The 22,790-nt window shown below is 73.1% G+C and carries 20 protein-coding genes; 9 read left to right on the top strand and 11 right to left on the bottom strand.

The genetic code is table 11. The annotated features are described in order from the left end of the window. Positions 1 to 141: 141 nt before the first annotated feature. Genes AB0D10_RS33845 through AB0D10_RS33825 form a run of 5 tightly spaced genes read right to left on the bottom strand, consistent with a single transcriptional unit; the run spans position 142 to position 5,930 of the window. Positions 142 to 909 (bottom strand): 3-oxoacyl-ACP reductase, encoded by a 768-nt coding sequence (locus AB0D10_RS33845; RefSeq protein ID WP_360262841.1) that lies wholly within the window; start codon positions 907 to 909, stop codon positions 142 to 144. Between the two features lie 5 nt (positions 910 to 914). Further along, positions 915 to 2,288, bottom strand: a complete 1,374-nt coding sequence (locus tag AB0D10_RS33840) for an aldehyde dehydrogenase family protein (RefSeq protein ID WP_360262840.1) — start codon at positions 2,286 to 2,288, stop codon at positions 915 to 917. Beyond that, positions 2,285 to 3,013, bottom strand: coding sequence for a gamma-glutamyl-gamma-aminobutyrate hydrolase family protein (locus AB0D10_RS33835; RefSeq protein ID WP_360262838.1), 729 nt, complete (start codon positions 3,011 to 3,013; stop codon positions 2,285 to 2,287). The genes AB0D10_RS33840 and AB0D10_RS33835 overlap by 4 nt, the downstream gene beginning before the upstream one ends. Then, complete coding sequence (locus AB0D10_RS33830; protein ID WP_360262836.1) at positions 3,010 to 4,368, bottom strand: glutamine synthetase family protein; 1,359 nt, start codon at positions 4,366 to 4,368, stop codon at positions 3,010 to 3,012. The genes AB0D10_RS33835 and AB0D10_RS33830 overlap by 4 nt, the downstream gene beginning before the upstream one ends. Then, on the bottom strand, positions 4,365 to 5,930 hold the full coding sequence (locus tag AB0D10_RS33825; RefSeq protein WP_360262834.1) for an amino acid permease: 1,566 nt from the start codon (positions 5,928 to 5,930) through the stop codon (positions 4,365 to 4,367). Before AB0D10_RS33825 ends, AB0D10_RS33830 begins: the two co-directional genes overlap by 4 nt. Positions 5,931 to 6,145: 215 nt before the next feature. Here AB0D10_RS33825 and AB0D10_RS33820 point away from each other — a divergent pair, with 215 nt between their 5' ends. The 6 genes from AB0D10_RS33820 (at position 6,146) to cydB (ending at position 12,969) form a co-directional block, all read left to right on the top strand. Then, complete coding sequence (locus AB0D10_RS33820) at positions 6,146 to 6,895, top strand: FCD domain-containing protein (RefSeq protein WP_360262832.1); 750 nt, start codon at positions 6,146 to 6,148, stop codon at positions 6,893 to 6,895. A gap of 195 nt (positions 6,896 to 7,090) precedes the next feature. Continuing rightward, a complete protein-coding gene (locus tag AB0D10_RS33815) occupies positions 7,091 to 8,749 on the top strand; it encodes a beta-1,3-glucanase family protein (protein ID WP_360262830.1) in 1,659 nt (552 codons plus the stop codon). A 430-nt stretch (positions 8,750 to 9,179) separates the two neighbouring features. Next, entirely contained in the window at positions 9,180 to 9,422 is a 243-nt protein-coding gene (locus AB0D10_RS33810; protein ID WP_360262828.1) for a DUF6296 family protein, read from the top strand. 149 nt (positions 9,423 to 9,571) lie between these two features. Further along, positions 9,572 to 10,105, top strand: coding sequence for a hypothetical protein (locus tag AB0D10_RS33805; protein WP_360262826.1), 534 nt, complete (start codon positions 9,572 to 9,574; stop codon positions 10,103 to 10,105). Between the two features lie 458 nt (positions 10,106 to 10,563). Then, positions 10,564 to 11,946, top strand: a complete 1,383-nt coding sequence (locus AB0D10_RS33800; RefSeq protein WP_360262824.1) for a cytochrome ubiquinol oxidase subunit I — start codon at positions 10,564 to 10,566, stop codon at positions 11,944 to 11,946. Positions 11,947 to 11,955: 9 nt separating this feature from the next. After that, entirely contained in the window at positions 11,956 to 12,969 is a 1,014-nt protein-coding gene (gene cydB, locus AB0D10_RS33795; RefSeq protein WP_360262822.1) for a cytochrome d ubiquinol oxidase subunit II, read from the top strand. 180 nt (positions 12,970 to 13,149) lie between these two features. On the opposite strand, the gene AB0D10_RS33790 is transcribed toward cydB, so the two are convergent. Then, a complete protein-coding gene (locus AB0D10_RS33790) occupies positions 13,150 to 13,506 on the bottom strand; it encodes an STAS/SEC14 domain-containing protein (protein WP_360262820.1) in 357 nt (118 codons plus the stop codon). Positions 13,507 to 13,937: 431 nt separating this feature from the next. After that, the gene (locus tag AB0D10_RS33785; protein WP_360262818.1) at positions 13,938 to 15,428 is read right to left on the bottom strand and encodes a hypothetical protein; all 1,491 of its coding nucleotides are present in this window, start codon (positions 15,426 to 15,428) and stop codon (positions 13,938 to 13,940) included. Positions 15,429 to 15,819: 391 nt separating this feature from the next. Between AB0D10_RS33785 and AB0D10_RS33780 the strand changes: the two genes are divergently transcribed. Beyond that, positions 15,820 to 17,172, top strand: a complete 1,353-nt coding sequence (locus AB0D10_RS33780) for a histidine kinase (protein WP_360262816.1) — start codon at positions 15,820 to 15,822, stop codon at positions 17,170 to 17,172. After that, positions 17,169 to 17,831: a response regulator transcription factor gene (locus tag AB0D10_RS33775; protein ID WP_360262814.1), complete on the top strand. Its 663-nt coding sequence runs from the start codon at positions 17,169 to 17,171 to the stop codon at positions 17,829 to 17,831. Before AB0D10_RS33780 ends, AB0D10_RS33775 begins: the two co-directional genes overlap by 4 nt. A 358-nt stretch (positions 17,832 to 18,189) precedes the next feature. On the opposite strand, the gene AB0D10_RS33770 is transcribed toward AB0D10_RS33775, so the two are convergent. After that, positions 18,190 to 18,936 (bottom strand): phosphotransferase, encoded by a 747-nt coding sequence (locus AB0D10_RS33770; RefSeq protein WP_360262812.1) that lies wholly within the window; start codon positions 18,934 to 18,936, stop codon positions 18,190 to 18,192. A gap of 345 nt (positions 18,937 to 19,281) precedes the next feature. Here AB0D10_RS33770 and AB0D10_RS33765 point away from each other — a divergent pair, with 345 nt between their 5' ends. After that, positions 19,282 to 20,088, top strand: coding sequence for a SpcZ (locus AB0D10_RS33765; protein WP_360262810.1), 807 nt, complete (start codon positions 19,282 to 19,284; stop codon positions 20,086 to 20,088). A gap of 24 nt (positions 20,089 to 20,112) precedes the next feature. On the opposite strand, the gene AB0D10_RS33760 is transcribed toward AB0D10_RS33765, so the two are convergent. The 3 genes from AB0D10_RS33760 to AB0D10_RS33750 are packed head-to-tail and all read right to left on the bottom strand — an operon-like array spanning position 20,113 to position 22,723. Beyond that, positions 20,113 to 20,985, bottom strand: a complete 873-nt coding sequence (locus tag AB0D10_RS33760; protein ID WP_360262808.1) for a TauD/TfdA family dioxygenase — start codon at positions 20,983 to 20,985, stop codon at positions 20,113 to 20,115. Between the two features lie 33 nt (positions 20,986 to 21,018). Beyond that, positions 21,019 to 21,714, bottom strand: coding sequence for a hypothetical protein (locus AB0D10_RS33755; protein WP_360262806.1), 696 nt, complete (start codon positions 21,712 to 21,714; stop codon positions 21,019 to 21,021). Further along, the gene (locus tag AB0D10_RS33750; protein WP_360262805.1) at positions 21,677 to 22,723 is read right to left on the bottom strand and encodes a GSCFA domain-containing protein; all 1,047 of its coding nucleotides are present in this window, start codon (positions 22,721 to 22,723) and stop codon (positions 21,677 to 21,679) included. The genes AB0D10_RS33755 and AB0D10_RS33750 overlap by 38 nt, the downstream gene beginning before the upstream one ends. Between the last annotated feature and the right edge of the window lie 67 nt (positions 22,724 to 22,790).

The following is a 22,790-nucleotide window of genomic DNA, read 5'->3' as shown; positions in this document are numbered from 1 at the left end:
CTCGCCCTGGCAAAGATCGGCCCGGGCACACACCCCCCCCCGGGGCCGGGACGCCCACGGGCCCGGGACGCCGGCGACCCGCCCGTCCCCGTGGCGGGGCGGGCGGGCCGGCGGTGTCCTGCGGCCGCGGCGGGCGGCCCGTTACTGCGGCGTCACGTAGGCGCCGGAGATGCCGCCGTCGACGAGGAAGGTGTTGGCGGTCATGAAGGACGAGTCGTCGGAGGCGAGGAAGGCGACCGCGGCGGCGATCTCCTCGGGTTCGGCGAAGCGGCCGAGCGGGATGTGGACCAGGCGGCGGGCGGCCCGCTCCGGGTCCTTGGCGAACAGTTCCTGCAGCAGCGGGGTGTTGACCGGGCCGGGGCAGAGCGCGTTGACGCGGATGCCCTCGCGGGCGAACTGCACGCCCAGCTCGCGGGACATGGCCAGCACGCCGCCCTTGGAGGCGCTGTAGGAGATCTGGGAGGTGGCGGCGCCCATGACGGCGACGAAGGAGGCGGTGTTGATGATCGAGCCCTTGCCCTGGCGCTGCATGTGCGGGATCGCGTACTTGCAGCACAGGTAGACGCTGGTCAGGTTGACCTCCTGGACCCGCTTCCAGGCGTCCAGGCCGGTGGTGAGGATGGAGTCGTCGTCGGGTGGGGAGATGCCGGCGTTGTTGAAGGTGATGTCGAGCCGGCCGTACTCGTCGACGGCCCGCTGGAAGAGGCCGCGCACCGCGTCCTCGTCGGTGACGTCGGCCTGGATGAACAGGCCGCCGACCTCGTTCGCGGCCTTGGCGCCGGTCTCCGCGTCGAGGTCGACGCAGACCACCTTGGCGCCCTCGGCGGCGAAGCGGCGGGCGGTCGCCAGGCCGATGCCGCTGCCCGCGCCGGTGATGACGGCCACCCGGCCGTCGAGTCGCTGGGTCATGGTGATCATTCCTCCGTGGAGATGAAGACGTTCTTGGTCTGGGTGAAGGCGTCGAGGGCGTCCGGGCCGAGTTCGCGGCCGAGGCCGGACTGCTTGAACCCGCCGAAGGGCGTGGTGTAGCGCACCGAGGAGTGCGAGTTGACGGAGAGGTTGCCGGCGTCGACGCCGCGCGAGACCCGCAGGGCGCGGCCGACGTCCCTGGTCCAGATGGAGCCGGACAGTCCGTACTCGGTGGCGTTGGCGATGCGCAGGGCGTCCTGTTCGTCGCGGAACGGGACGACGGTGACGACGGGGCCGAAGATCTCCTCGGTGAAGGCGGGGTCGTCGTGCCGTACGGGCGCGAGCACGGTCGGCGGGTACCAGAAGCCGGGCCCGTCGGGGGCGGTGCCGCGGATGGCGACGGCGGCCCCGTCCGGGACGTAGGCGGAGACCCGGGCCCGGTGGGCGGCGGAGATCAGCGGGCCCATCTCGGTCTTCTCGTCGGCCGGGTCGCCGACCCGCACGCCGCGCACGGCGGGCTCCAGGAGTGCCAGGAAGTCGTCGAGGACGGATGCCTCGACCAGGATCCGGGAGCGGGCGCAGCAGTCCTGGCCGGCGTTGTCGAAGACGGCGTAGGGCGCGGTCGCGGCAGCCTTGGCGAGGTCGGCGTCGGCGAAGACGATGTTGGCGCTCTTGCCGCCGAGTTCGAGGGTGACGGGCTTCACCTGGGCGGCGCAGCCCGCCATGATCTCCTTGCCGACCCGGGTCGAACCGGTGAACACGACCTTGCGCACGTCGGGGTGGGTGACGAAGCGCCGGCCGACGACCGGGCCGCGGCCGGGCAGGACCTGCAGCACGCCTTCCGGGATCCCGGCTTCCAGGGCGAGTTCGCCGAGGCGCAGGGCGGTGAGCGGGGTGAGTTCGGCGGGTTTGACGATGACGGTGTTGCCGGCGGCCAGCGCCGGGGCGAGGGCCCAGGCGGCGATCGGCATGGGGAAGTTCCACGGCACGATGACGCCGACCACGCCGATCGGTTCCTGGAAGGTGACGTCGATGCCGCCGGCGACGGGGATCTGTCGGCCGAACAGCCGCTCGGGCGCGGCGGCGTAGTACTCGATGACGTCCCGCGCGTTGCCCGCCTCCCAGCGGGCGTTGCCGATGGTGTGGCCGGCGTTGGCGACTTCCAGGGCGGCGAGGTGCTCGCGGTCGGCGTCGACGGCGGCGGCGAAGGCGCGCAGCAGCCGGGCCCGGTCGGCGGGGGCGACCCGGCGCCAGGTGTCGAAGGCGGTGCGGGCGCGGGCGACGGCGGCGTCGGTCTCGGCGAGGCCGGCCAGTTCGACGGTGGTGATCACCTCCTCGGTGGCGGGGTTGACGACCTCGTGGAGGTCCGGTTCGGTCATGGAGCTGTCTCCCTGTGCGTGGAGGTGGTCTGGCCGGCGGCGACCAGGGCCTGGAAGAGGCGCAGGTCCTCGGGGTTCGCCTCGGGGTGCCACTGGACGCCCAACGCGAAGCGTTGGCCCGTGAGTTCGATCCCTTCGACGGTGCCGTCGGCGCTGCGGGCGGTGACCTGCAGGCCGGCGCCGAGCCGGTCGACGGCCTGGTGGTGGTAGCAGGAGACCTCGGCGGTCGGCCCGAGGAGGTCGGCGAGCCGGCTGCCCGCCACCAGGGTGACCCGGTGGCGGACGTAGCGGGCGGGGACGATCTGGTGGTTGCCGTCGGGCAGGTGCTGCAGGAGGGTGCCGCCGAGTTCGACGTTGAGCAGCTGCATGCCGCGGCAGACGCCGAGCACCGGCAGGTCGCGGGTGAGGGCGGTGTGCAGGAGCAGGCTCTCCCAGCCGTCGCGGGCGTGGTGCGGCGGGCCGGTGCGCGGGTCGGCGTCCGCCGCGTACCGGGCCGGGTCGATGTCCGGTCCGCCGGCGAGGACGAGTCCGTCCAGGGCGTCGAGCAGGTGGTCGGCGCCGCCGGGTTGCGGTGGCAGCAGCACCGGGGTGCCGCCGGCGCGGACGACGGCGTCGACGTACGTCTGGGGCACGAGGGAGGCGCGCTGGTTCCAAACGGACCAGGCGGCGTCGTCCTGGTAGCTGGTGATGCCGATCAGCGGTCGTCGGCGGTCGTCGCGCGTCACAGCCGCTCGAATCCGCGGCGCCGTTCCCAGTCGGTCACCGCCCTTTCGTAGGAGGCCAGTTCGGTGCGTCCGGCGTGGGTGTAGTGCCGGACGACGTCCTTGCCGAAGGCCTCGGTGGCGACGGCGCTGCGTTCGAAGGCGTCGACCGCGTCGCGCAGGGTGGCGGGCACCCGGGGCGCGGCGGAGGTGTAGGCGTTGCCGGTGGACTCCGGTTCCAGTTCGAGCTGTTGCTCGACGCCGTGCAGTCCGGCGGCGATCAGGGCGGCGACCGCGAGGTACGGGTTGACGTCTCCGCCGGGGACGCGGTTCTCGAAGCGCAGCGACTGGCCGTGGCCGACGACGCGCAGGGCGCAGGTGCGGTTGTCGCGGCCCCAGGCGATGGCGGTGGGCGCGAAGCTGCCGGGCACGTAGCGCTTGTAGGAGTTGACGGTGGGGGCGAGCAGCAGGGCGAAGTCGGCGAGGCAGGCGAGCTGTCCGGCGAGGAAGTGCTCCATGGTGCGGGAGAAGCCGTGCGGGCGGTCTCCGGCGAACACCGGGGTGCCCTGGTCGTCGCGCAGGCTCAGGTGGATGTGGCAGGAGTTGCCCTCGCGTTCGTCGTACTTCGCCATGAACGTGAGGCTGCAGCCCTCCTGGGCGGCGATCTCCTTGGCGCCGGTCTTGTAGACGGCGTGGTCGTCGCAGGTGGTGAGGGCGTCGGCGTACTTGAAGGCGATCTCGTGCTGGCCGAGGTTGCACTCGCCCTTGGCGGACTCGACGGTGAGGCCGGCGCCGGCCATGCCGTTGCGCAGCCGGCGCAGCAGGGGCTCGATCCGGCCGGTGCCGAGGATGGAGTAGTCCACGTTGTACTGGTTGGCCGGGGTGAGCCGGGCGTAGTCCTTGTCCCAGGCCTGTTCGTAGCTGTCCCGGAAGACGATGAACTCCAGCTCGGTGGCGGCGTGGGCCTGCCAGCCGTAGCCGGCCAGCCGGTCGAGCTGGCGCTGCAGGATCTGGCGCGGCGAGACGGCGACGGGGCTGCCGTCGTGGTGGACGACGTCGCACTGGACCATGACGGTGGCGGGGTGCCAGGGGATGGTCCGCAGGGTGGCGAGGTCGGGGCGCAGCGTCAGGTCGCCGTAGCCGTTCTCCCAGGAGGAGACCTCGTACCCGTCGACGGTGTTCATGTCGACGTCGACGGCCAGCAGGTAGCCGCAGCCCTCCGCGGCGCCGGGCACGACGTCGTCGAGGAAGTACTCGGCGGCGACGCGTTTGCCCTGGAGGCGTCCCTGCATGTCGGTCATGGCGAGCACGACGGTGTCGACGGATCCGTCGGCGACGCGGGTGCGCAGCTCGTCGAGGGTGAGCCGGGGGCTGGTCATCGGACCTCCAGTTCGGTGTCCAGTGCGTCGGGGTCGGACGGTGCGCCGTGGACGTGCGGCCCGGTGAACCAGTGCCGGGCGGAGGCCAGCCACCAGATGCCGGCGAAGCCGACCACGATGGCCACGGCGACCGGGGTGTAGTTGAAGCTGTCGACGGTGATCGGGCTGGCGGTGGGGAGCATGAACAGGACGGTGATCACCGCGGTCCAGGCGACCGCGACGATGCCGATCGGCCGGCTCCACCGTCCCAGGTGCCAGGGGCCGCGTGTGAAGGCCTCGCCCTGGCGCAGTCGCAGGTACACCGGGATGACGTAGGAGATGTAGAGGCCGATGACGGAGATGGAGGTCACGGCGGTGTAGGCGGTGGTGTTCCAGAGCGCGGGCAGTCCGAGCAGCAGCGCGCCGCCGGTGGCGAGCCAGACCGCGTTGGTCGGGGTCTGGGTGCGCGGGTCGATGCGGTGCCACAGGCGGGAGCCGGGCAGTGCGCCGTCCCGGGAGAAGGCGTAGATCATGCGGGAGTTGGCGGTGACGGAGGCCATGCCGCAGAAGAACTGGGCGCCGATGACGATCAGCAGCAGGACTTCGGCTCCGCCGGCGCCGATCGCGTCGATGAAGATCTGCGCGGGCGGGACCTGGGTGTCGCTGTTGAGCGCGCCGTCGTAGTCGCGGATCGCGAAGGTGATGCCGAGCAGCAGGATCCAGCCCGCCGCCAGGGAGACGGTGATGGCGTTGACGATGCCGCGGGGGCCGGAGCGGGCGGCGTCGTGGGTCTCCTCGGTCATGTGCGCGGAGGCGTCGTAGCCGGTGAGGGTGTACTGGGCCATCAGCAGGCCGAGCATCGCCACGTAGAACTGGTTGTGGAAGCCGGTCCCGTTGACGAACTCGGTGAGGACGAACGAGGCCGAGGCGTGCTGGTCGGGGAGCACGGCGAGGGCGCCGACGATGATCGCGACGCCGATCAGGTGCCACCACACGGACACGCTGTTGAGGACGGCGACCAGGCGCACCCCCAGGGTGTTGAGCAGGCCGTGCGCCAGCAGGATGACGGCGAAGATCTCCATGGTGTGCGCGGGGCTGGCCTCGATGCCGAAGCGCAGCGTGAGGAAGGCGTTGGTGAAGAAGGCGGCGCCGAAGTCGACGCCGGCGGTCACCGCGACCTGGCCGAGGAAGTTGAACCAGCCGGTGAACCAGCTCCAGGCCGGTCCGCGGCTGCGGCTCAGCTTGGCCGCCCAGTAGTAGAGCCCGCCGGCCGTCGGGTAGCTGGAGCAGATCTCGGCCATCGCCAGCCCGACGCAGAGCGTCAGCAGGCCGACCACCGGCCAGCCCCAGATGATCAGGACCGGGCCGCCGGTCTTCATCCCCGTCCCGTACAAGGTCAGGCAGCCGGAGAGGATCGAGACGATGGAGAAGGAGACGGCGAAGTTGGAGAAGCCCGACATCGAGCGGGCCAGTTCCTGGGTGTAGCCCAGCTCGCGGAGCCGTTGTTCGTCGGCGGAAACGGGGGCGGTGTCCGCCGGAAACGGCTCGGGGGCAGGGTGGTCGGGTGAGCGTGCGTCGGTCATGGGCACCCCTGGGGGTTGAGGGTGTGCCGGGGAGCACGCGGCCACGACGGCGTGGCACGGGTCGCCCCCGGCGGGTTCGACGGTCTGACGGCTCTTCAATGGTCTGGAATCAGTCCATTGGGTGGGTGAGCAGCATCGTTCCGGCTGCATCGGGGCCGCGTCAAGAGCGACGGGGGAACACGTCCGGGAAACCCGTTCGTAGGTACGATTCCGGCGTGGACGTGGACGAAACGCGTGAGCGGGCCCGGCTCGACTGGCAGGCCGGGGCGATCTTCCGCCCGGTCCGGACCGGCAACGCCTTCGAGGAGACCGTCGAACGGCTGCTCCAGGCGATCAAGCTCGGCGTCTTCGGCTTCGGCGACCGGCTGCCCGCCGAACGGGACCTCGCCACCCGCCTCGGCGTCAGCCGGGAGACCCTGCGCGAGGCCCTGCGCACCCTGCAGCAGGCCGGCTGCGTCGAACCCCGCCGCGGCCGCTACGGCGGCACCTTCGTCACCTACCTGATGCCCGCACCGGACGTCGCCGACCTGCGCCGCGCGGCCCGCGACCTCGGCGGCGCGCTGGAGGACGCGCTGACCTACCGCCAGGTACTGGAGACCGGCGCCGCCGAGGCCGCCGCCCGCCATCCCCTCACCCCCGACCAGCGCGCCCACCTGGAGAGCCGGCTGGCCGAACTGGAGGAGGCGCCTCCGGAGCAGTACCGCCAGCTCGACTCGCGCTTCCACCTCGCCATCGGCGAACTCACCGGCTCCCCCACCCTCGCCGCCGCCATCGCCGAGGCCAGGATGCGCCTCAACGACCTGCTCAACGCCATCCCCATGCTGGACCGCAACATCGAACACGCCGCCGAGCAGCACCGGGCGATGGTCCGGGCCATCCTCGACGGCGACGGCGACGCCGCCCGCCGGGCCACCGAGGAACACCTCGCCGCGACCGCCGCACTGCTGCGGGGCTTCCTGGCCTGAGACCTCCCGGGACTCGCGGGGAATCGCCGGGGCTCCCGACCGACATCGTTCAAGTAATCAACGGACTCCGGCTTAAGAGCCGCTTATGGTGACAGACATTGACGTGTCCGGGTCCGGGCGGGAGGGTGATGGGCAGCCGGCGCAGCGCGCGCCCGCGGCCCTCCCCCCACGTCCCCCACCGCCCCCGGAGCCCCCGTGATCACTCGCAGGACCCTGCTCGGCGCCTCCGTCGCGGCCCTGACCGCGCCCGCGCTGTTCGCCCTGTCCCAGTCCGCCGACGGCAGCACCACCCCGCAGCGGCTCGACGTCGACCTCGTCAACACCGTGTCGTCCCAGCCGGTCTACGCCTACGTCCTCGGCCTCGACCCGGCCCAGGGCAACAGCTGGGCCTTCCTGCGCTCCGACGGCAGCACGCTCTACCACCCGCCCTCCCCCGGTGCCCCCGGCGCCCCGCTCGGCGCCGACTGCGCCATCGCCCTGGGCGCGCCCGGCGACACCCCGCGGCGGATCCACCTTCCGTACCTCTCCAGCGGCCGGATCTACTTCTCCGTCGGCCGCGAACTGACCTTCCTGATCAACCCGGGCCCGGGCATCGCGCTGCCCTCGGTGAGCAACCCCACCGACCCCAACATCGCCACCGCCTACGGGTTCTGCGAATTCACCTACGGGCCCGACCAGTTGTACGCCAACATCAGCTACGTCGACTTCGCCGCCGTCCCGATCGCCTTCGACCTCACCGCCGGCAGCGGGCGGCAGAGCGTCAGCGGACTGCCCGTCGGCGGCCTGGAGTCCGCCGCGGACGCGCTGCGCACCCAGGCCGCCGCCGACGGCGGCGACTGGGCCCGACTGATCGTCCCGGACTCCGCCGGCCGGACCCTGCGCATCCTCAGCCCCAACACGGCGATCAGCGCCAACCCGTCGCTGTTCGACGGCTACCTGGACAGCTACCTCACCGCCGTGTGGCAGAAGTACCGGAGCACCGACCTGGTGATCGACACCCAGGCCGGCTGGGGCACCGTCACCGGCCGGGTCGGCAACGGCGTGCTCGCCTTCCCCGGCGTCGGCGGCTTCGCCAAACCCTCCACCGCCGCCGTCTTCAACTGCAGTTCGGCGCCGTTCACCACCGGCAACGACCTGATGGGCAACCTGAGCGCACGGCTCGCCGCCGCCCTCAACCGCACCACCCTGCTGGACGACCCGCACCAGCCCGACGGCGAGAACCCGGCCGCCTTCTACACCGCCGCGCGCACCAACCACTACGCCCGCGTCCTGCACGCCACCAACCCCGACCACCTCGGGTACGCGTTCCCGTACGACGACGTCCACCCGGCCGGCGTCGACTTCGAGGGCAAGGTGCAGTCGGCGAACCCGACGCTGCTGTCCGTCACCGTCGGAGGCGCCCAGGGCCCGGTCGGCCCCGGGCCGTCACCCCAACCCGGCGGCGGTACCAGCGCCTTCGCCACCATCCGGGCCGAGTCCCACAGTTCGCAGTCCGGCACCGCGCTGGAGACCTGCGGCGACACCGGCGGCGGCCGCGACGTCGGCTGGATCGCGAACGGCGACTGGCTCGCCTACACCGGCGTGGACTTCGGCAGCTCCGGCGCGACCCGCTTCCAGGCCCGCGTCGCCTCCGGCGCCGCACCCGGCGTCAGCGGACTCGTCCAGGTACGGCTGGACAGCCCGACCGCCGCACCGGTCGGCAGCTTCGCCGTCGGCACCACCGGCGGCTGGCAGACCTGGCGGACGGTGCCCGCCGACATCGCCCGGACCACCGGCACGCACACCGTGTACCTCACCTTCGCCAGCGGGCAGAGCGCCGACTTCGTCAACCTCAACTGGTTCACGTTCGGCTGATCAGCACGGGCCCGGCCGGTCCGGGTCCGTCCGGCTCGGTCCCGCCGAACCGGACGGCCCCGGACCGGCCGCCACAGGCGGTCCTCCATCCTGACGGCCGCCGGCGCGTCCCCCTCGCGGGCCGGGCCAACGGCACCACGCGGCACGCCTTCGTCCACGGCCTGCTCCACGAACACGAGCGGCACACCGCCGACGCGGCGCAGCGACGGCTGCCGGAGCTGCGCCGCCGCGCGGACCGGCGCAAGCTCACCCGGCTGCCCCGAGCACCGTCGTCCGGCCCCCGCGGCCCTCGGCACCTCCGAACACCCCCCGCAACCCCACGGACGACCGTCGACCGGTTGCCCGCCGCGCAGGCGGGCAGCGGGCGGACAATGGACCCCCACCCGGTTTCGGGCCGGGACCGGATGCGCGCTGAGGACGGGATGTGGTCGTGGTGGCAGGGGATGCGGCCCGCTGGATGCTGACGTTCCCCGGACCCGTGGGGTCCCACGGCGAGCAGGACACGGTGGTGGTGGAGCGCCAGGCCGGGCACGGGCCCCACGGGCACCCGGTCTACACGGACACGGACCGAAGGGTGCGGGTCGAGATCGACGGGGAGGGCCTGGTCCACGTCCTGGAGTGCCTGGACCGGCCGGTGCCGGACACCCCGGTCCATGCCCACCCCTTGCGCTGACCGGGCCGCGGGTCGCGGCCGCGCCCGGCCTGCCGGGGCGCGGCCCCTCAAGCCGGGTGAACGCCCGCGACCCGCGGCCCGTACTGAGGGGTGCGCCGCCCGCAGGACCACCGCACCGGGGCCGGCGCCCCCCAGAAGGAGCCCCTCTCATGCGACGTCTCGCCTGGGCAGCGGCACTGCTGCCCGCACTCGCCCTCGGAGCAGCGGCCTGCGGCAGCAGTGGTGGAGCCAAGTCCGCCCCCGCACCCGCCGCCCCCTCCCCGCCCGCCACCTCCTCACCCGCTCCCGCCAGCCAGCCGCCTGCGCAGTCCGCCGCCGGTGGGACCACGGTCGCGGTGCACGATTCGAAGCTCGGCACGATCCTGACCGACGGTCAGGGCCGCACGGTCTACCTCTTCGAGAAGGACAGCCCGAGCATGTCCGCCTGCGACGGCACCTGCGCCGTCGCCTGGCCCCCGCTGACCACCACCGGCACCCCCCAGGCGGGCAGCGGGGTCAACGCAGCCGACCTCGGCACCGTCACCCGTGCCGACCACAGCATCGAAGTGACCTACCACGGCCATCCGCTGTACTACTTCGCCGGCGACCACGGTCCCGGCGACACGAACGGCGAGGGCTCCAACGCGTTCGGCGCGGGCTGGTACGTGCTCGGCCCGAACGGCGGCAAGATCGACAACAGCTGACGGGAGCGGCCTGCACCGTTCCCCCCTGACCGGGCGCACCTCGGTCATGACCGGACGCACCTCGGCGCCCCGGGACGACTCGCGTCGTGGAACCCGGGGCGCCGAGGTGGGTGTGCGGTCAGTACGGGAGCGGACGGCCCGAGGGCGTCCGCAGATCGAGCGGTGGCCGCGGGCGTAGTGGCGCGGGGCGCTTCTTCACCGTGATCGTGGTCATCTCCGTCACCTCCTTGAGCCCGGAGGACCCACCGGGAGTCTGCCCAACCAGCGGGATTTCTACCGGATCCGGCGGCATCGGCTCGGGCGCGCGCGGGGTCACGCTCCCCACCACCGCCGGCGCCCCCGGCCGGCCGGTTCCGCCGATCGGCCGACACTCGCCGGGGCTAACCCCGGCGGCGCCGCCCCGCCGGGGCCGCAGGTGCGTGGTTGACTGGGGCCCAGCGCCCCGCGATCGGATCCACATGAGTCAACTCGACCTGGCCAGGCTTCAGTTCGCCATGACGTCGGTCTACCACTTCCTGTTCGTTCCGGTCACCATCGGCCTGGGCTTCCTGACCGCCCTGCTGCAGACCGGCTGGCACCGGACCGGCCGACCCGAACTCCTCAGGCTCACACGGTTCTTCGGCGTCCTCCTGGTGATCAACATCGCGGTGGGCGTGGTGACCGGCCTGGTGCAGGAATTCCAGTTCGGCATGGACTGGTCGCAGTACTCACGCACCGTCGGCGACGTCTTCGGCGCGCCGCTGGCGATGGAGGGCCTGGCCGCGTTCTTCCTGGAGTCGACCTTCCTCGGGCTGTGGCTGTTCGGCTGGGACCGCCTGCCACCGAGGGTGCACCTGGCGACGATCTGGGCCGTGGCCGTCGGCGGGGTGCTGTCCGCGGCCTTCATCATGGCGGCCAACTCCTGGATGCAGCACCCGGTCGGCTACACGATCGACCCGTCCACCGGCCGGCCCGTCCTCGACGACGTGTGGGCGCTGTTCACCAACCCGGTGTTCCTGCGCGGGTACCTGCACGTGGTCCTCGCCTCGGTGGTCACCGGGTGCGCGGTGATGCTCGCGGTCTCCGCCTGGCAGCTGCGCAAGGGATCGTCCCCGCTCGCCTTCCAAGCGACCGCCAAGCTGGCCCTGGTCGTCATGGTCCCGGTGCTCCTGGTCGCGATGCTGGTCGGCAGCGAACTCGGCGTCACCGAGGGCAAGTACCAGCCGATGAAGATCGCCGGCGCCGAGGCCCAGTGGGACACCTGCCAGCCCTGCTCGTTCTCGCTGTTCCAGATCGGCGGGGGCAAGAACGACATGACGCCGACCCGCATCCTCGCCGTCCCGCACCTGCTCTCCCTGCTGGCCACCAACCACTGGAACGGGCAGGTCCTGGGCCTCAACGCCGTCCAGGCCCAGTACGAGCAGCAGTACGGGCCCGGCAACTACGTCCCGAACATCTTCATCCAGTACTGGTCGATGCGGGTGATGGCCTACCTCGCCGTCGTGCTGCTCCTCGTCGGGTTGTGGGGCCTGTGGCTGCTGTGGCGCAAGCGGCTCGGCACCGCGCACCGGTTCCAGCGGGTGGCGGTCTGGGCCTCGGTGCTGCCGTTCCTGATGAACACCGCCGGCTGGCTGCTCACCGAGAACGGCCGCCAGCCGTGGATCGTCCAGGGCATCCAGCTCACCCGCAACGGCGTCTCGCCGTCGGTGAGCACCACCACGGTCGCCATCAGCATCCTGGTGTTCCTCCTGCTCTACGCGGCGCTCGCGATCGTCGAGGCCGTCCTGATCACCCGGTACGCCCGCAAGGAGCTGTCCCCGCCGCCCGCCGAGGACGCCCCGGTCCCGGCCCTGAGCTACTGAGGCCCCTCGATGGCGCTCGCCACGTTCTGGTTCATCGTCACCGCCGTCCTGTGGACCGGCTTCTTCGTCCTGGAGGGCTTCGACCTCGGCGTCGGCATGCTGCACACCGTCGTCGCCCGCGACGAACCCGGCAGACGGGCGGCGATCAACACCATCGGCCCGCTCTGGGACGGCAACGAGGTGTGGCTGATCGTCGCCGCCGCCGCGATGTTCGCCGCCTTCCCCGACTGGTACGCCACCGTGTTCTCCGGGCTCTACCTGGTGATGATCCTGCTCCTGGTCGGACTCATCGTGCGCGGCGTCTCGTTCGAGTTCCGCGGCAAGGTCGACGGCGTGCGCTGGCGCCGCACCTGGGACACCCTGCTCACCGCCGGCAGCCTGCTGGTGCCGCTGCTGATCGGGATCGCCCTCGGCGACCTGCTGCACGGCCTGCCGATCGACCAGAACCACGAGTTCACCGGCTCCTTCGGCGACCTGTTCTCCGGGTACTCGGTGTTCGCCGGCCTCACCCTCGTGCTGCTCTGCCTGCTGCACGGCGCGACGTTCATCGCCCTCAAGACCACCGGCGCGGTGCAGGCCCGGGCCAAGCTCCTGGCCCGCCGGACCGCACCGGCGACCGCCCTCGCCGTGCTGGCCTTCCTGCCGTGGACCCACTCCACCGCGGGCAAGGGCGTCCTGCCGGACATCCTCGAACTCGTCGCCGTCCTCGCGGTGGTCTCCGCCGCCTGGCTGACCGTCGGACGGCACGACGGCTGGGCGTTCGTCGCCACCGCCGTCACCATCGCGACCACCGTCCTGTCGCTCTTCGTCGACCTCTACCCCCGCCTGCTGGTCTCCAGCACTGACCCCGCGTTCGACCTGACCGTCCAGAACAGCGCCTCGGGCAACTACGCGCTGAAGGTGATGAGCGTCGTCGCCATCGTCTTCCTCCCCCTGGTGCTCGCCTACCAGGGCTGGACCTACCACGTCTTCCGGCTGCGCATCTCCGCCGAGGACTTCGGCCCGTCCCGCACCGCGGAGTGACGGGGCGGGGCGGGGCGTCGACGGTGGCCGGCCCACACTGCCCGACCCGCGGACGGCTGGAACGTCGTCCTGCAGCCGTCCGGATGCTCCGCCCAGGACCTCGACACCCTCAGGGGCATCAGCGCGGACGGCGGGTGACCGGGGGCCGGTGGGCGGCACCGGCCCCGGTGACCGGTGCCGTCACCCGAGGACCCAGGCGACCGCCGCGTCCCGGTCGTCGAGGGCGAACACCCTGGTCTCCCCGGGAGTCATCCAGCCGAAGAGGGACGTCATGTGGTGCACCCAGTCGATGTCGGTCACCACGGCGATGCGCTTCCACGCCTTGAGGTGTCCGAAGCCGACCTTGAGGTCCTGCCACAGCGCCCCGCCCGACATGCCCTGGAAGTCGCGCATGACGATCAGGAACCGGACCTCGCCGGCCTCGGCCGCGAGCTCCAGCGCCGGGAGCACCACATCGCGGTAGTCCTCCGCCGCGAGCTTCCCACTCGCCTCGAACCCGATGACCCCCGCAGGCATGCCATCCAACCGGTCGATCACGACATCTCCTCTCCGCCCCGCACGCGGAACGCCCGAGAAACCGGGACCTTCACGCCGTCGGTCGCCGTGGCCGCAGCGTAGGCCCTGACAGCCGGGACGGGCCGACGAAACGCACGGCGGACGTGACTGCGCTTCCGGGCGGCCGGGACGGCGTACGAGTCCGGCCCGGATCGGCACCCTCCGGCACCGACGGCTGCGCAGGCGACGATCCGGAACCGCGCCGGGCCGACGAACCATCACCGCATCCCCTCCGGCCAGTGCCGCTGACGGCCGGCGCACGTTCCCGCGCGCGGGAGGAGTCGACGCGCGGACGGCCCCGGGCCGTCGGTGAACGACGACCCGGGGCTGCCCGCCGGCGGTTCCGGCGCGACCGTCCGGTCGGTGGATCCCGTCGTGCCCGGCCGGCCGTCGTGGGTGCCCGGGGCGGCCGGTCAGCGGCTGCCGTCCGGGTGGTGGACGGTGAGGTCGCCGTAGGCCCGCAGGACGCCGGCCAGGTCGCCGGGTTTGCCCCGCAGCGCGGCGTCCAGGAAGGCGAGCGTGGCTGCGGCGACGACGCGCGGACTCCCGGTGCGGCCCAGGGAACCGACGATCGTGGGCACCGGCGGCAGGTACAGCGGGCCGTCCATGAACGTGAGATGGGCGGCGCCGGGGACGGTGAGCCGGTAGCTCGTCGCGGTGCCGGCGTCGAGCGCCTCGGTGAGGCGGGGCAGGTAGCGCGGATCGGTTCCCGGGGTGATCGCCTGGGTGAGGGCGAGCGTCGGCTGGTCGAGGGCGGGCGAGGCGGGGCCGTGGGGGTAGCCGTCCAGGTCGATGACGGCGTCGAACCGGCGGTCCTGCCGGGCTGCCTGCAGGGCGGCGGCACCGCCCATGGAGTGGCCGGCCACCGCGACCCGGCCGGTGTCCAGGCGCCCGGTCAGCGGGTCGGCGGCCTCGCCACGGTCGAGACCGTCCAGCCGGGTGAGGACGAAGCCGAGGTCGGCGGCCCGAACGGCCGTCCAGCCGGCCGCCAGCTCCTCGTCCTTGTCCGCGTCACCGGACGAGGAGGTCTCGCTGGTGATCGTCCGGCCGTCGGCGAGGACGACGGCGGCGGAGTCGTACGGGTGGTCGAGCGAGGCGACCACGTAGCCGTGGCTGGCCAACTCCTCCGCCCAGGCGGTGTTCTGGGTGCGCACCCCGCCCGAACCGGGCGAGAACAGCACGACCGGGAACCGCCCCCCGCCGCCGTCCACCGGAGCGTCGAACACCGACCGGCTGCGGGCCCGCGGGACACCGTCGACCAGGAAGCCCGGCAGGCCGACCCCGCGGGCGAGGGCCTCGGAGACGGTGCGCGCCTCCTGCTCCGTCCGTCCGAGGTACCGGGCCCGCTGCGCGCCCGCGGGGCTCTTCTGCGCCGGGTACCAGAGCTGGACCACGACCGTGCGCCGGTCGTCCGGATCGGCGGTGAAGGTCTCGGGGCGGCCCGGATCCGTCCACTGCAGCACCCGGGTGCCGACCGCGAACTCGCCCGACGGCTCGGGGAACACGGGCACGGGAAAGGCCCAGGCGGCCACCGGGCCCGTGGCGATCAGGCCGACGCAGGCCACCGATCCCGGCAGCGCCAGCCACCAGCGGGCCCGCCACGCCGGCCGGCCGGAGCGGCGTCGTAGCAGCGGGGAGAGGGCGAACGGCAGCGCGAGGGCGGCGCCCGCCAGGACCGGCAGCATCTGCCAGCGGATCCCCGCCACCGCGAGCACGATCGCGGACAGTACGAGAACCGCCCCCGCCGCGATCGTGACGCGTGGACGGGCGGCGGGGGGAAGCCAGCGCGCCACCACCAGCGCGGCGGCACCCAACAGGGCGAGGACTTCCAGGGGGGACATCTGCGGTCCCGTGATGATCTCGGTCACGTGGCCATGCTCGGCGCCGGGCGTGCACGGCCACATCGCTCCCGGGTCGCCGTCGTCTGCAACCGGGGTCGCAATCCGCGGCGGTCCCCGTGCGACCGGGGCAGCGATCGAGCACACCGGATCAGCGTCCGCCCTGCGACCACGGGAGGTAGCGGCCTCCTCCTCAGGTCGCATTCCGGCGTGGTGCCGTCAGACGGTGGGGTCATGTGCTCCGCGGGGCCCGGGGTCTACCGTGACAGGGCCGCGGGACGGGCCCAGCAGCGGGACGGGCCGAGCAGCGGTACGGGCCGAGCAGCGGTACGGGCCGAGCAGCGGCAGGTGCCGGGCGGCGCGACGCGTACGCGCCCGACTCGACTCGGATCCGGCTGTACGCAGTGTGTCGGCCCCGGCTGGGGTCGGCATGACGCCGAATCGACAGGGACGTGTGATGACCGAGGCGGCCGCGGAACCCGGCCATGCCCACCGGGCAGGCCGACCGGACCGGGACCGGGTGCAGGCCCGGGTACAGGACCGGGTGCAGGGCCGGGTACGCCGCCTGGACCGGGCCCGGTGGGCGGGGACCGCGTCACGGCCGACGAGCCACGCCGGCAGTCCGGCCGCCGCACGCGCGGCGCGGCTGGTGACGGCCGCCGGGCGCCGGAGTTCCCGGCTGCCGCCCGTGCTGTGGGACTCGCTGCTGCCGGTGCTCCTCCTGCTCAACGTCATGACCACGCGCGTGCCGCACGAGCTGCCGGTGGCCGTGGCCCTCACCGCCGCCCTCGCGGTGCCCCTGCTGTGGCGGCGCCGGGCCCCGCTCGCGGTGTTCGGCGCCGTGGCCGCCGCCGCCCTCGTCCAGTGGCTGACGGACGTCCAACTGCCCTCGGACGTCGCCCTGTTGGTGGCCCTCTACACGGTGGCCGCACACACCGGCCGGCGCGGCGCACTCGTCGCCGGTGCCGTCGTGGAGGCAGGGGTCCTGCTGGCCTGCCTGCGCTGGGCACCGGAAGGCGCGTTCCTGACCCCCTTCGTCGCGGTCACCGCGATGACCGTCGCCGCCGCCGTCCTCGGGGTGAACGCGCGCACCACCCGCGCCTACCTGGCCGCCCTGGTGGAACGGGCCGCACGCCTGGAGCGGGAACAGGAACAGCAGGCCCGACTGGCCGTCGCCGAGGAACGGACACGTATCGCCCGGGAGATGCACGACATCGTCACCCACAACCTGTCCGTCATGGTCGCGCTCACCGACGCCGCCGTCTACGCGCAGCACCGGTCACCCGACAGGGCCACCGCCGCGATGCTCCAGATCTCCGAGACGGGCCGCCAGGCCCTCACCGACATGCGGCGCTCGTTGGGCATCCTGCGGACCGACGAACCGGACGCGCAGCGCCACCCGCTGCCCGGCATCGCCCAACTGGAGGCCCTCGCCGACCAGATGTGCGCCGCCGGGCTGCCGACCCGGCTCGACGTCCACGGCGGCCACGCCCACGTGCCCGCCACCGCACAACTCACCGTCTACCGCCTGGTGCAGGAAGCCCTGACCAACACCCTCAAGCACGCCCCCACCGGCACGCGCGCGACGGTCCGGATCCACTGCTCGACCGGGACCCTCACCGTGGACGTCACCGACGACGGCCCCTGCCCGCCACCCCCCGGCACCGCACCGTCCGGCCACGGCATCCCCGGCATGCGCGAACGCTCGGCCGCCTACGGGGGGACGTTGCGCGCCGGACCGCTACCGGGCGGCGGCTGGGAAGTCCACACCCGCCTCCTCCTCGACAACAGCGGAGCGGCGTCCGCATGACGATCCGCATCCTGATCGCCGACGACGAGGCGCTGCTGCGCATGGCCTTCGGCACCGTCCTGGAGGCCCAGCCCGACATGACACCGGTCGGCGAAGCCGCGGACGGCGGCCAGGCCGTACGCCTCGCCCGGGAACTGCGCCCCGACGTCGTCCTGATGGACGTCCGGATGCCCGGGACCGACGGAATCGAGGCGACCCGGCAGATCGTCAGAACCGCCCCGCGGAGCCGCGTACTGATCCTCACCACCTTCGACCTGGACGAATACGCCTTCGCCGGACTCGGCGCCGGAGCCTCGGGCTTCCTGCTGAAGAACACCAGGCCCGAGGAACTGCTCACCGCGATCCGCAACGTCGCCGCGGGCGACGCGGTGCTCTCCCCCCGGATCACCCGCCGCCTCCTGGAGGACCTCCGCCCGCACATCCCCGTCGGCGCCGGCGACGGCCCCGACGAGCGGCTGGGCCGGCTCAGCGCCCGTGAACGCGACGTACTCGTCCAGGTCGGCCGCGGCCTGTCCAACACCGAGATCGCGGCCACCCTGCACCTCGCCGAGGCGACCGTGAAGTCCCACCTGGGGCGGATCCTGCACAAGCTCGAACTCCGCGACCGGATCCAGGCCGTGGTCTTCGCCTACGAGAACCGCCTCGTCCGCCCGGCATGAGCGGGCTCCGCCGGAGCCGACGGCCATGTCCTCGGCCCGGGTGCCGACGCGCCGCACCGTCGGGTACCGGATCACCCCGCACCCCGCCGGGCACGGCACCGGGCACGGCGCCGCACCGGGCCCGTACCGCCGGGTCGCGGACCGAGCGACCGCGCTGCGGCACCGGTTCCGCCGCCCGCGCATCCGCGGGGAGATCCGCGACGACAGCCGTCAGGCGTTCGTCACCCTCGGCTGCGCCGTCATCTGCCGGCGACGGCTGCGCACCGCACCCTGCCGGGAGCACGGGCGGGCGATGCGCCGCGGGGACGGCCTGTTCGATGCGTCAGAACGCATACGTGGCAGTCGGGCCCGCGCGGTCTCACATCCGGGATCTCAGCACGTCGACCTCACAGCCCGGCGCGTAGGGGTCGAAGCCGTGCTCGGTCAGCCAGCGCACCACCAGCAGGCTTCGCAACGACCACCACGCGTGGATCACGTCGAGGTCGACGTCGGTGCCGTAGCCGGCGATGACGTCGCCGAGGTGCTCCTCGTGTCCGAGGGTGAAGGTGGCGAGGTCGTAGAGGGCATCGCCCTGGCCCGCCTCGGACCAGTCGATGATGCCCGTGACCTCGTCGCCGTCGACGAAGACATGCGCGATCTGCAGGTCGCCGTGCGTGAAGGCCGGAGTCCACGGCCGGAGCGCGGCCTCGGCGACCTGACGGTTGCGGGTGACCAGGTCGGCGGGCAGGAGGCCGTTCGTCACGAGCACCTCGCACTCGTCGTCGAGTTCCGCCGCCAGCGCGACGATGCTCCGGCCGGCCCGTCCCGGCCGGGCCGGCAACGGCGCGTCATGCAGCCTCCGGATGGCGGTGCCCGCCGCGGCCCACGCCGCCGGCGACCCGGTCGACGGCCCGCCGAGGCGCCCGAGCGTCGTCCCCGGGAGCGCGGCCAGCGCGAGCACGGGCGGCCTGCACCACAGGACCTCCGGGGTCGGGACCGGCGCGAGGGACATCGCCTCGACCTCGACGTCGATGCGCGCCTGATCGGCGTCCACCTTCAGGAACACGTCGCCGACGCGCAGAGTCACACGCTCGGCATGGGCGACGACGACTTGGACCTCATCCATGGGCGACCAGTATCCCGGGGATGACCGCCGACGTCGCCGGGTTTGTCACGTGCGAGGAGGAGTCCTCAGTGCGTGTCCACGGTTCTTCCCAGGTCAGGGGACCGGTGGACCGTCTCGGCTCGCCGTTCCACCACACGGCGACGATCCGGCGCATCCCGTCGGGTCGGCGGCCCGGTGAACCGTCCGTGTCGGGAGACCGTCAGGGTGGGTAGCGGGATTCGATCAGCCCGGCAGGAAGGGCCGAGGTGATCCGCAGCCGTACGGGTCGGAGCGTCACGGCCCGCAGCAAACGGCCTGCAGCAAACGGCCCGCAGCAAGCAGACCGCCCAGACAGGAGCAGAGCAGATGACCTCAGCGGAGACCTTCTCGGCCTTCCACGCCTCACTCGACGCCGTCGCGGGGGATGCCGGGCACCCGGCAGCAGGAGAACGGTCGGCCGTGCCGGCCTGGCTGGCGCAGGTGGCGGAGGTGCTGTTCGACGGCCTGGACGCGGACGCGGCGGCGGACTGGGCGCGCCGTGTCCGCCGGGAGGTGCGGCGGTCGGACGGCGGGGTGCCGTTCAGCGTGGTCCATGACTGGTACTGCTCCGCGGTCGGCCCGGTGCTGGCCGAGGCGACCGCGCGCCGCGGCGGGTCCGCCGTACCGCAGCAGGTCGTCCTGGCCCTGCACGCAAGGGCCTTGGGGGGCGGCCGGGTCGACGAGGGCACGTGGCGGGCGGCGCTCGAACCGGAGCTGCGGGAGCTCTTCCGGCACGCGTACCCGTACGCCGAGGCCTACGCCACGGCCGCTGCCGCCGCCGGTTCCTACGCGCTGGCCAACGGCTACGACGAGGCCGAGGCCGCCCGGTACGGCGAGACCTACGCGGAGCTCAACACCACGGCCAACGTGCGCGCCCACGCCGACGCGAACGCCCTGGCCAACGCCGCCGCCGTGGCGGCCGCGTACGCGGCGGCGGACCCGGACGCCTACGCCGAGACGTATCCGTCCGCCCGGGTCCGCGCGGTGGTGCGGGTCCACGCCGACGGGCAGGGCGAGCGCGGCGAGCGTGCCGCCTGGGCGCGGCTGGCCGACGGTCTCGCCGCCGCCCTGGCCCGGGCGGCGGCGAGGACCGAGGACGGGGCGGAGGCGAGGAAGGCGGCGCACACGGGCTGAGCCCGGACCCGGCCCCCGGTCGGCTCAGCCCTTGAGCGGTCCGCCGTCGATGGCGACCCGGCGGCCGTACCGGGTGTGCGGGTAGTAGTCGTACGTGGCGTGGTGCTGGACGCAGCGGTTGTCCCACAACACCAGCGTGTCGGGGGTCCACCGGATGCGGCAGGTCAGCATGGGCCGCTGGGCGGGCAGGGCGAACAGCAGGTCGAGCAGGGCCCGGCTCTCGTCGGCCGACAGCTGGGGGATGCGCGCGGTGTAGGCCTTGTTGACGTAGAGGATCCTGCGGTCGGTCTCGGGGTGGCGCACCACCAGCGGGTGCTCGTTCTTGGGTATCACGTACCCCGGGGGCGGGGTGTAGCCCTGGAAGGCGACGAGGCCGTCGTGGATCGCGGTCAGGCCGTCGAGCAGTTCGCGCATCGTCGGGGAGAGCATCTCGTACGCGAGGTGCATGTTGGCGAACAGGGTGTCGCCGCCGCTGCCGGGTTCGGGGACGCGGGTGATGTAGAGCATCGACCCGAGCGAGGGTTCGGCGTCGGCGGTGCCGTCGGCGTGCCAGCCGTTGCCGGCGACGTTCTCCGCCTCGGCGCTGGTGCGGATCTCCAGGACGTACGGGTCCGCGTCGACCGGGGGCGGGTTGACCGGGCGCAGTTCGCCGAAGTGCCCGGCGAAGCGCTTGTGGTCCTCGTCCGTGAGGTGCTGGTCACGGAAGACGAGGACGTGGTGGTCGAGGAACGCCCGCTTCACCTCGGCCAGTTGCTCGTCCGGCAGCTCCTGGGAGAGGTCGATGCCGGAGATCTCGGCGCCGATCACCGGGGTGACCGGGTCGACCGTGATGGTCCGGTACGGGTGGGCGGGCCTGGTGGTGACGGCCTTGACGGCGTCCAGTTCGTACTGCTCCATGGCGTGCTCCTGTGGTGGGGGGGGTCGAGGTCGTCACAGGCCGCGGGCCAGCAGATCCGCGAGGATCAGCCGGCCGAAGGCCAGGTTGCCGTGGATGGCGTCGTCGGTCTCGCAGAACTCGGGGCGCTGGAGGCCGTCCGGTCCGGTGGTGCGGGCGCGCAGGTCGACGAGTTCGACGCCGAGGGCGTCGAGCGCGCTGCGGACGGTCTCCTGCGCGGCCGTGAACACCGCCGGGTCGGACTGCTCCGGCACCCGCTGCGGCGGCAGCACGGCCAGGACCCGCAGGCCCAGGCCGAGTGCGTGGCGGTAGAAGGCCAGCGCGTCGCGGACGGTGGCACGGACGACGGCGTCGAACAGCGGCCCGGACAGGAAGCCCGGAGCGAAGCCGCCGTCGCGGTGGCGGTAGAGGCGCCAGTTCTCCCGGGTGGCGACGAAGTGCGCGCTGAGGCCGAAGGTGGACACCAGCGGGACCGTCAGACGTCCGAGGACGTCGACGTCCAGGTCGGTCAGGAAGCCCCGGTAGTACTGTTCGGCCTCGGTCTTGCGGAACACCACGTCGTGTTCGCGCGGCTCGAAGAAGTCGTCGGTGAACTCGCGGCCGGCGCCGATCGGACCGCCCTGGAAGGGGATCCGGGCGGCCTTCGCGGCCCGGCCGATCGGGCCCGCGTGCGAGTCGCCGAGCAGCAGGAACCTAGCGGGGGCGGTAGTAGTCGAGGACGGCGTCGTCACAGGTGTCCCCTCCCTTCGGCTCCGCCGCCGGGCCGGTCCGGTCCGGTCGCGGGCCGGCGGTGGGCCGCGACAGTGCGGTCATGAAGTGGCGCATGACGAAGTCGACGCCCTCGGGCGTCACTTCACGCAGGTTGCGGGCGTAGAACCGGCTCCGGAACGGGATTCCGGTGATGAGTTCGTAGGAGGGGAAGTAGTCGACGTCGTCGAGGTCCAGGGTGAGCTGCCCGGCCACCGTCCGCAGCAGCGACTTGGAGTGGGTGTTGGCGGTGAGCACGTGGTCGCCGGTCGCGGTCGCGGTCAGCGGGTGCGGGGACACGGTCAGCAGGACGCGCAGCCGCGGATTGGCCTGGCGGGCGAGTGCGACGGCCTCCGCCAGGTCCCGGTACACCTCGTCGAAGGTGAACCGGTGGAGGACGTGGCGCTCCGGGTCGAAGGTGCCGCGCACCGTACCGGGGCAGGACGGGAGGACGGTGCCGTCGGCGCGGTCCCGCCAGGCCTCGGTCAGGCCCAGGGTGAAGACGAGGCAGCCGGCCTCGGTGACGGCGTCGCGGATCGCGGCGAGGGTCGTCCCGCGGGCGGCCAGCATCTCCTCGGCCGAGGCGTGGCCGCCGGGTTCGACGGACGGGCGGTAGGGGTCGTAATAGCGGCCGTCCTCCGACCACGCCCCGGTGGGCGGGGTCGTGCGGCCGAAGGCCCAGGAGAGCCACTGCCGCAGCACCGCGGCGGTGTAGATCGTCCCGGTGCGGAACGAGTACACCCCGTAGTGGCGCGCCCGGCGCTCCTCCTCGGTCAGCCCCGGCGGGGCGGGCTCCGCGTCGTACCAGTTCATGCCCCGCTCCAGCAGGGCGCGGCCGATGTGGGCGGCGAAGCAGGACCCGGCGGTGAGGACCGGGTCGTCCTGCCCGATCTCGAACGCGGGCGTCCACAGCTCGTCGATGGCGAGCGGGTCGGGCTCGGCCACGGCGGACCGCCAGAACGAGCGCGCCGGTAGGGACTGGTAGGGGTTCACGGGGGTGGTCTCCGATGGTCGGACGGTGGTGGGGGTCGGACGGGACCGCCGGTGCGGGGAGCGCGCC

Origin of the sequence: Kitasatospora sp. NPDC048545 (genome assembly GCF_040651155.1) — a bacterium.
Classification (GTDB): Bacteria; Actinomycetota; Actinomycetes; order Streptomycetales; family Streptomycetaceae; genus Kitasatospora.
The sequence above is the reverse complement of the archived record's forward strand: the minus strand, read 5'-3'. Positions and strand labels throughout refer to the sequence as shown.

Coding starts and splice junctions, on each gene's coding strand:
- AB0D10_RS33785 (WP_360262818.1), bottom strand. CDS start 15,428: ATGTGGCCGTGCACGCCCGGCGCCGAGCATGGCCACGTGACCGAGATC.
- AB0D10_RS33840 (WP_360262840.1), bottom strand. CDS start 2,288: ATGACCGAACCGGACCTCCACGAGGTCGTCAACCCCGCCACCGAGGAG.
- AB0D10_RS33800 (WP_360262824.1), top strand. CDS start 10,564: ATGAGTCAACTCGACCTGGCCAGGCTTCAGTTCGCCATGACGTCGGTC.
- AB0D10_RS33765 (WP_360262810.1), top strand. CDS start 19,282: ATGACCTCAGCGGAGACCTTCTCGGCCTTCCACGCCTCACTCGACGCC.
- cydB (WP_360262822.1), top strand. CDS start 11,956: ATGGCGCTCGCCACGTTCTGGTTCATCGTCACCGCCGTCCTGTGGACC.
- AB0D10_RS33805 (WP_360262826.1), top strand. CDS start 9,572: ATGCGACGTCTCGCCTGGGCAGCGGCACTGCTGCCCGCACTCGCCCTC.
- AB0D10_RS33770 (WP_360262812.1), bottom strand. CDS start 18,936: ATGGATGAGGTCCAAGTCGTCGTCGCCCATGCCGAGCGTGTGACTCTG.
- AB0D10_RS33775 (WP_360262814.1), top strand. CDS start 17,169: ATGACGATCCGCATCCTGATCGCCGACGACGAGGCGCTGCTGCGCATG.
- AB0D10_RS33845 (WP_360262841.1), bottom strand. CDS start 909: ATGACCCAGCGACTCGACGGCCGGGTGGCCGTCATCACCGGCGCGGGC.
- AB0D10_RS33780 (WP_360262816.1), top strand. CDS start 15,820: ATGACCGAGGCGGCCGCGGAACCCGGCCATGCCCACCGGGCAGGCCGA.
- AB0D10_RS33760 (WP_360262808.1), bottom strand. CDS start 20,985: ATGGAGCAGTACGAACTGGACGCCGTCAAGGCCGTCACCACCAGGCCC.
- AB0D10_RS33830 (WP_360262836.1), bottom strand. CDS start 4,368: ATGACCAGCCCCCGGCTCACCCTCGACGAGCTGCGCACCCGCGTCGCC.
- AB0D10_RS33825 (WP_360262834.1), bottom strand. CDS start 5,930: ATGACCGACGCACGCTCACCCGACCACCCTGCCCCCGAGCCGTTTCCG.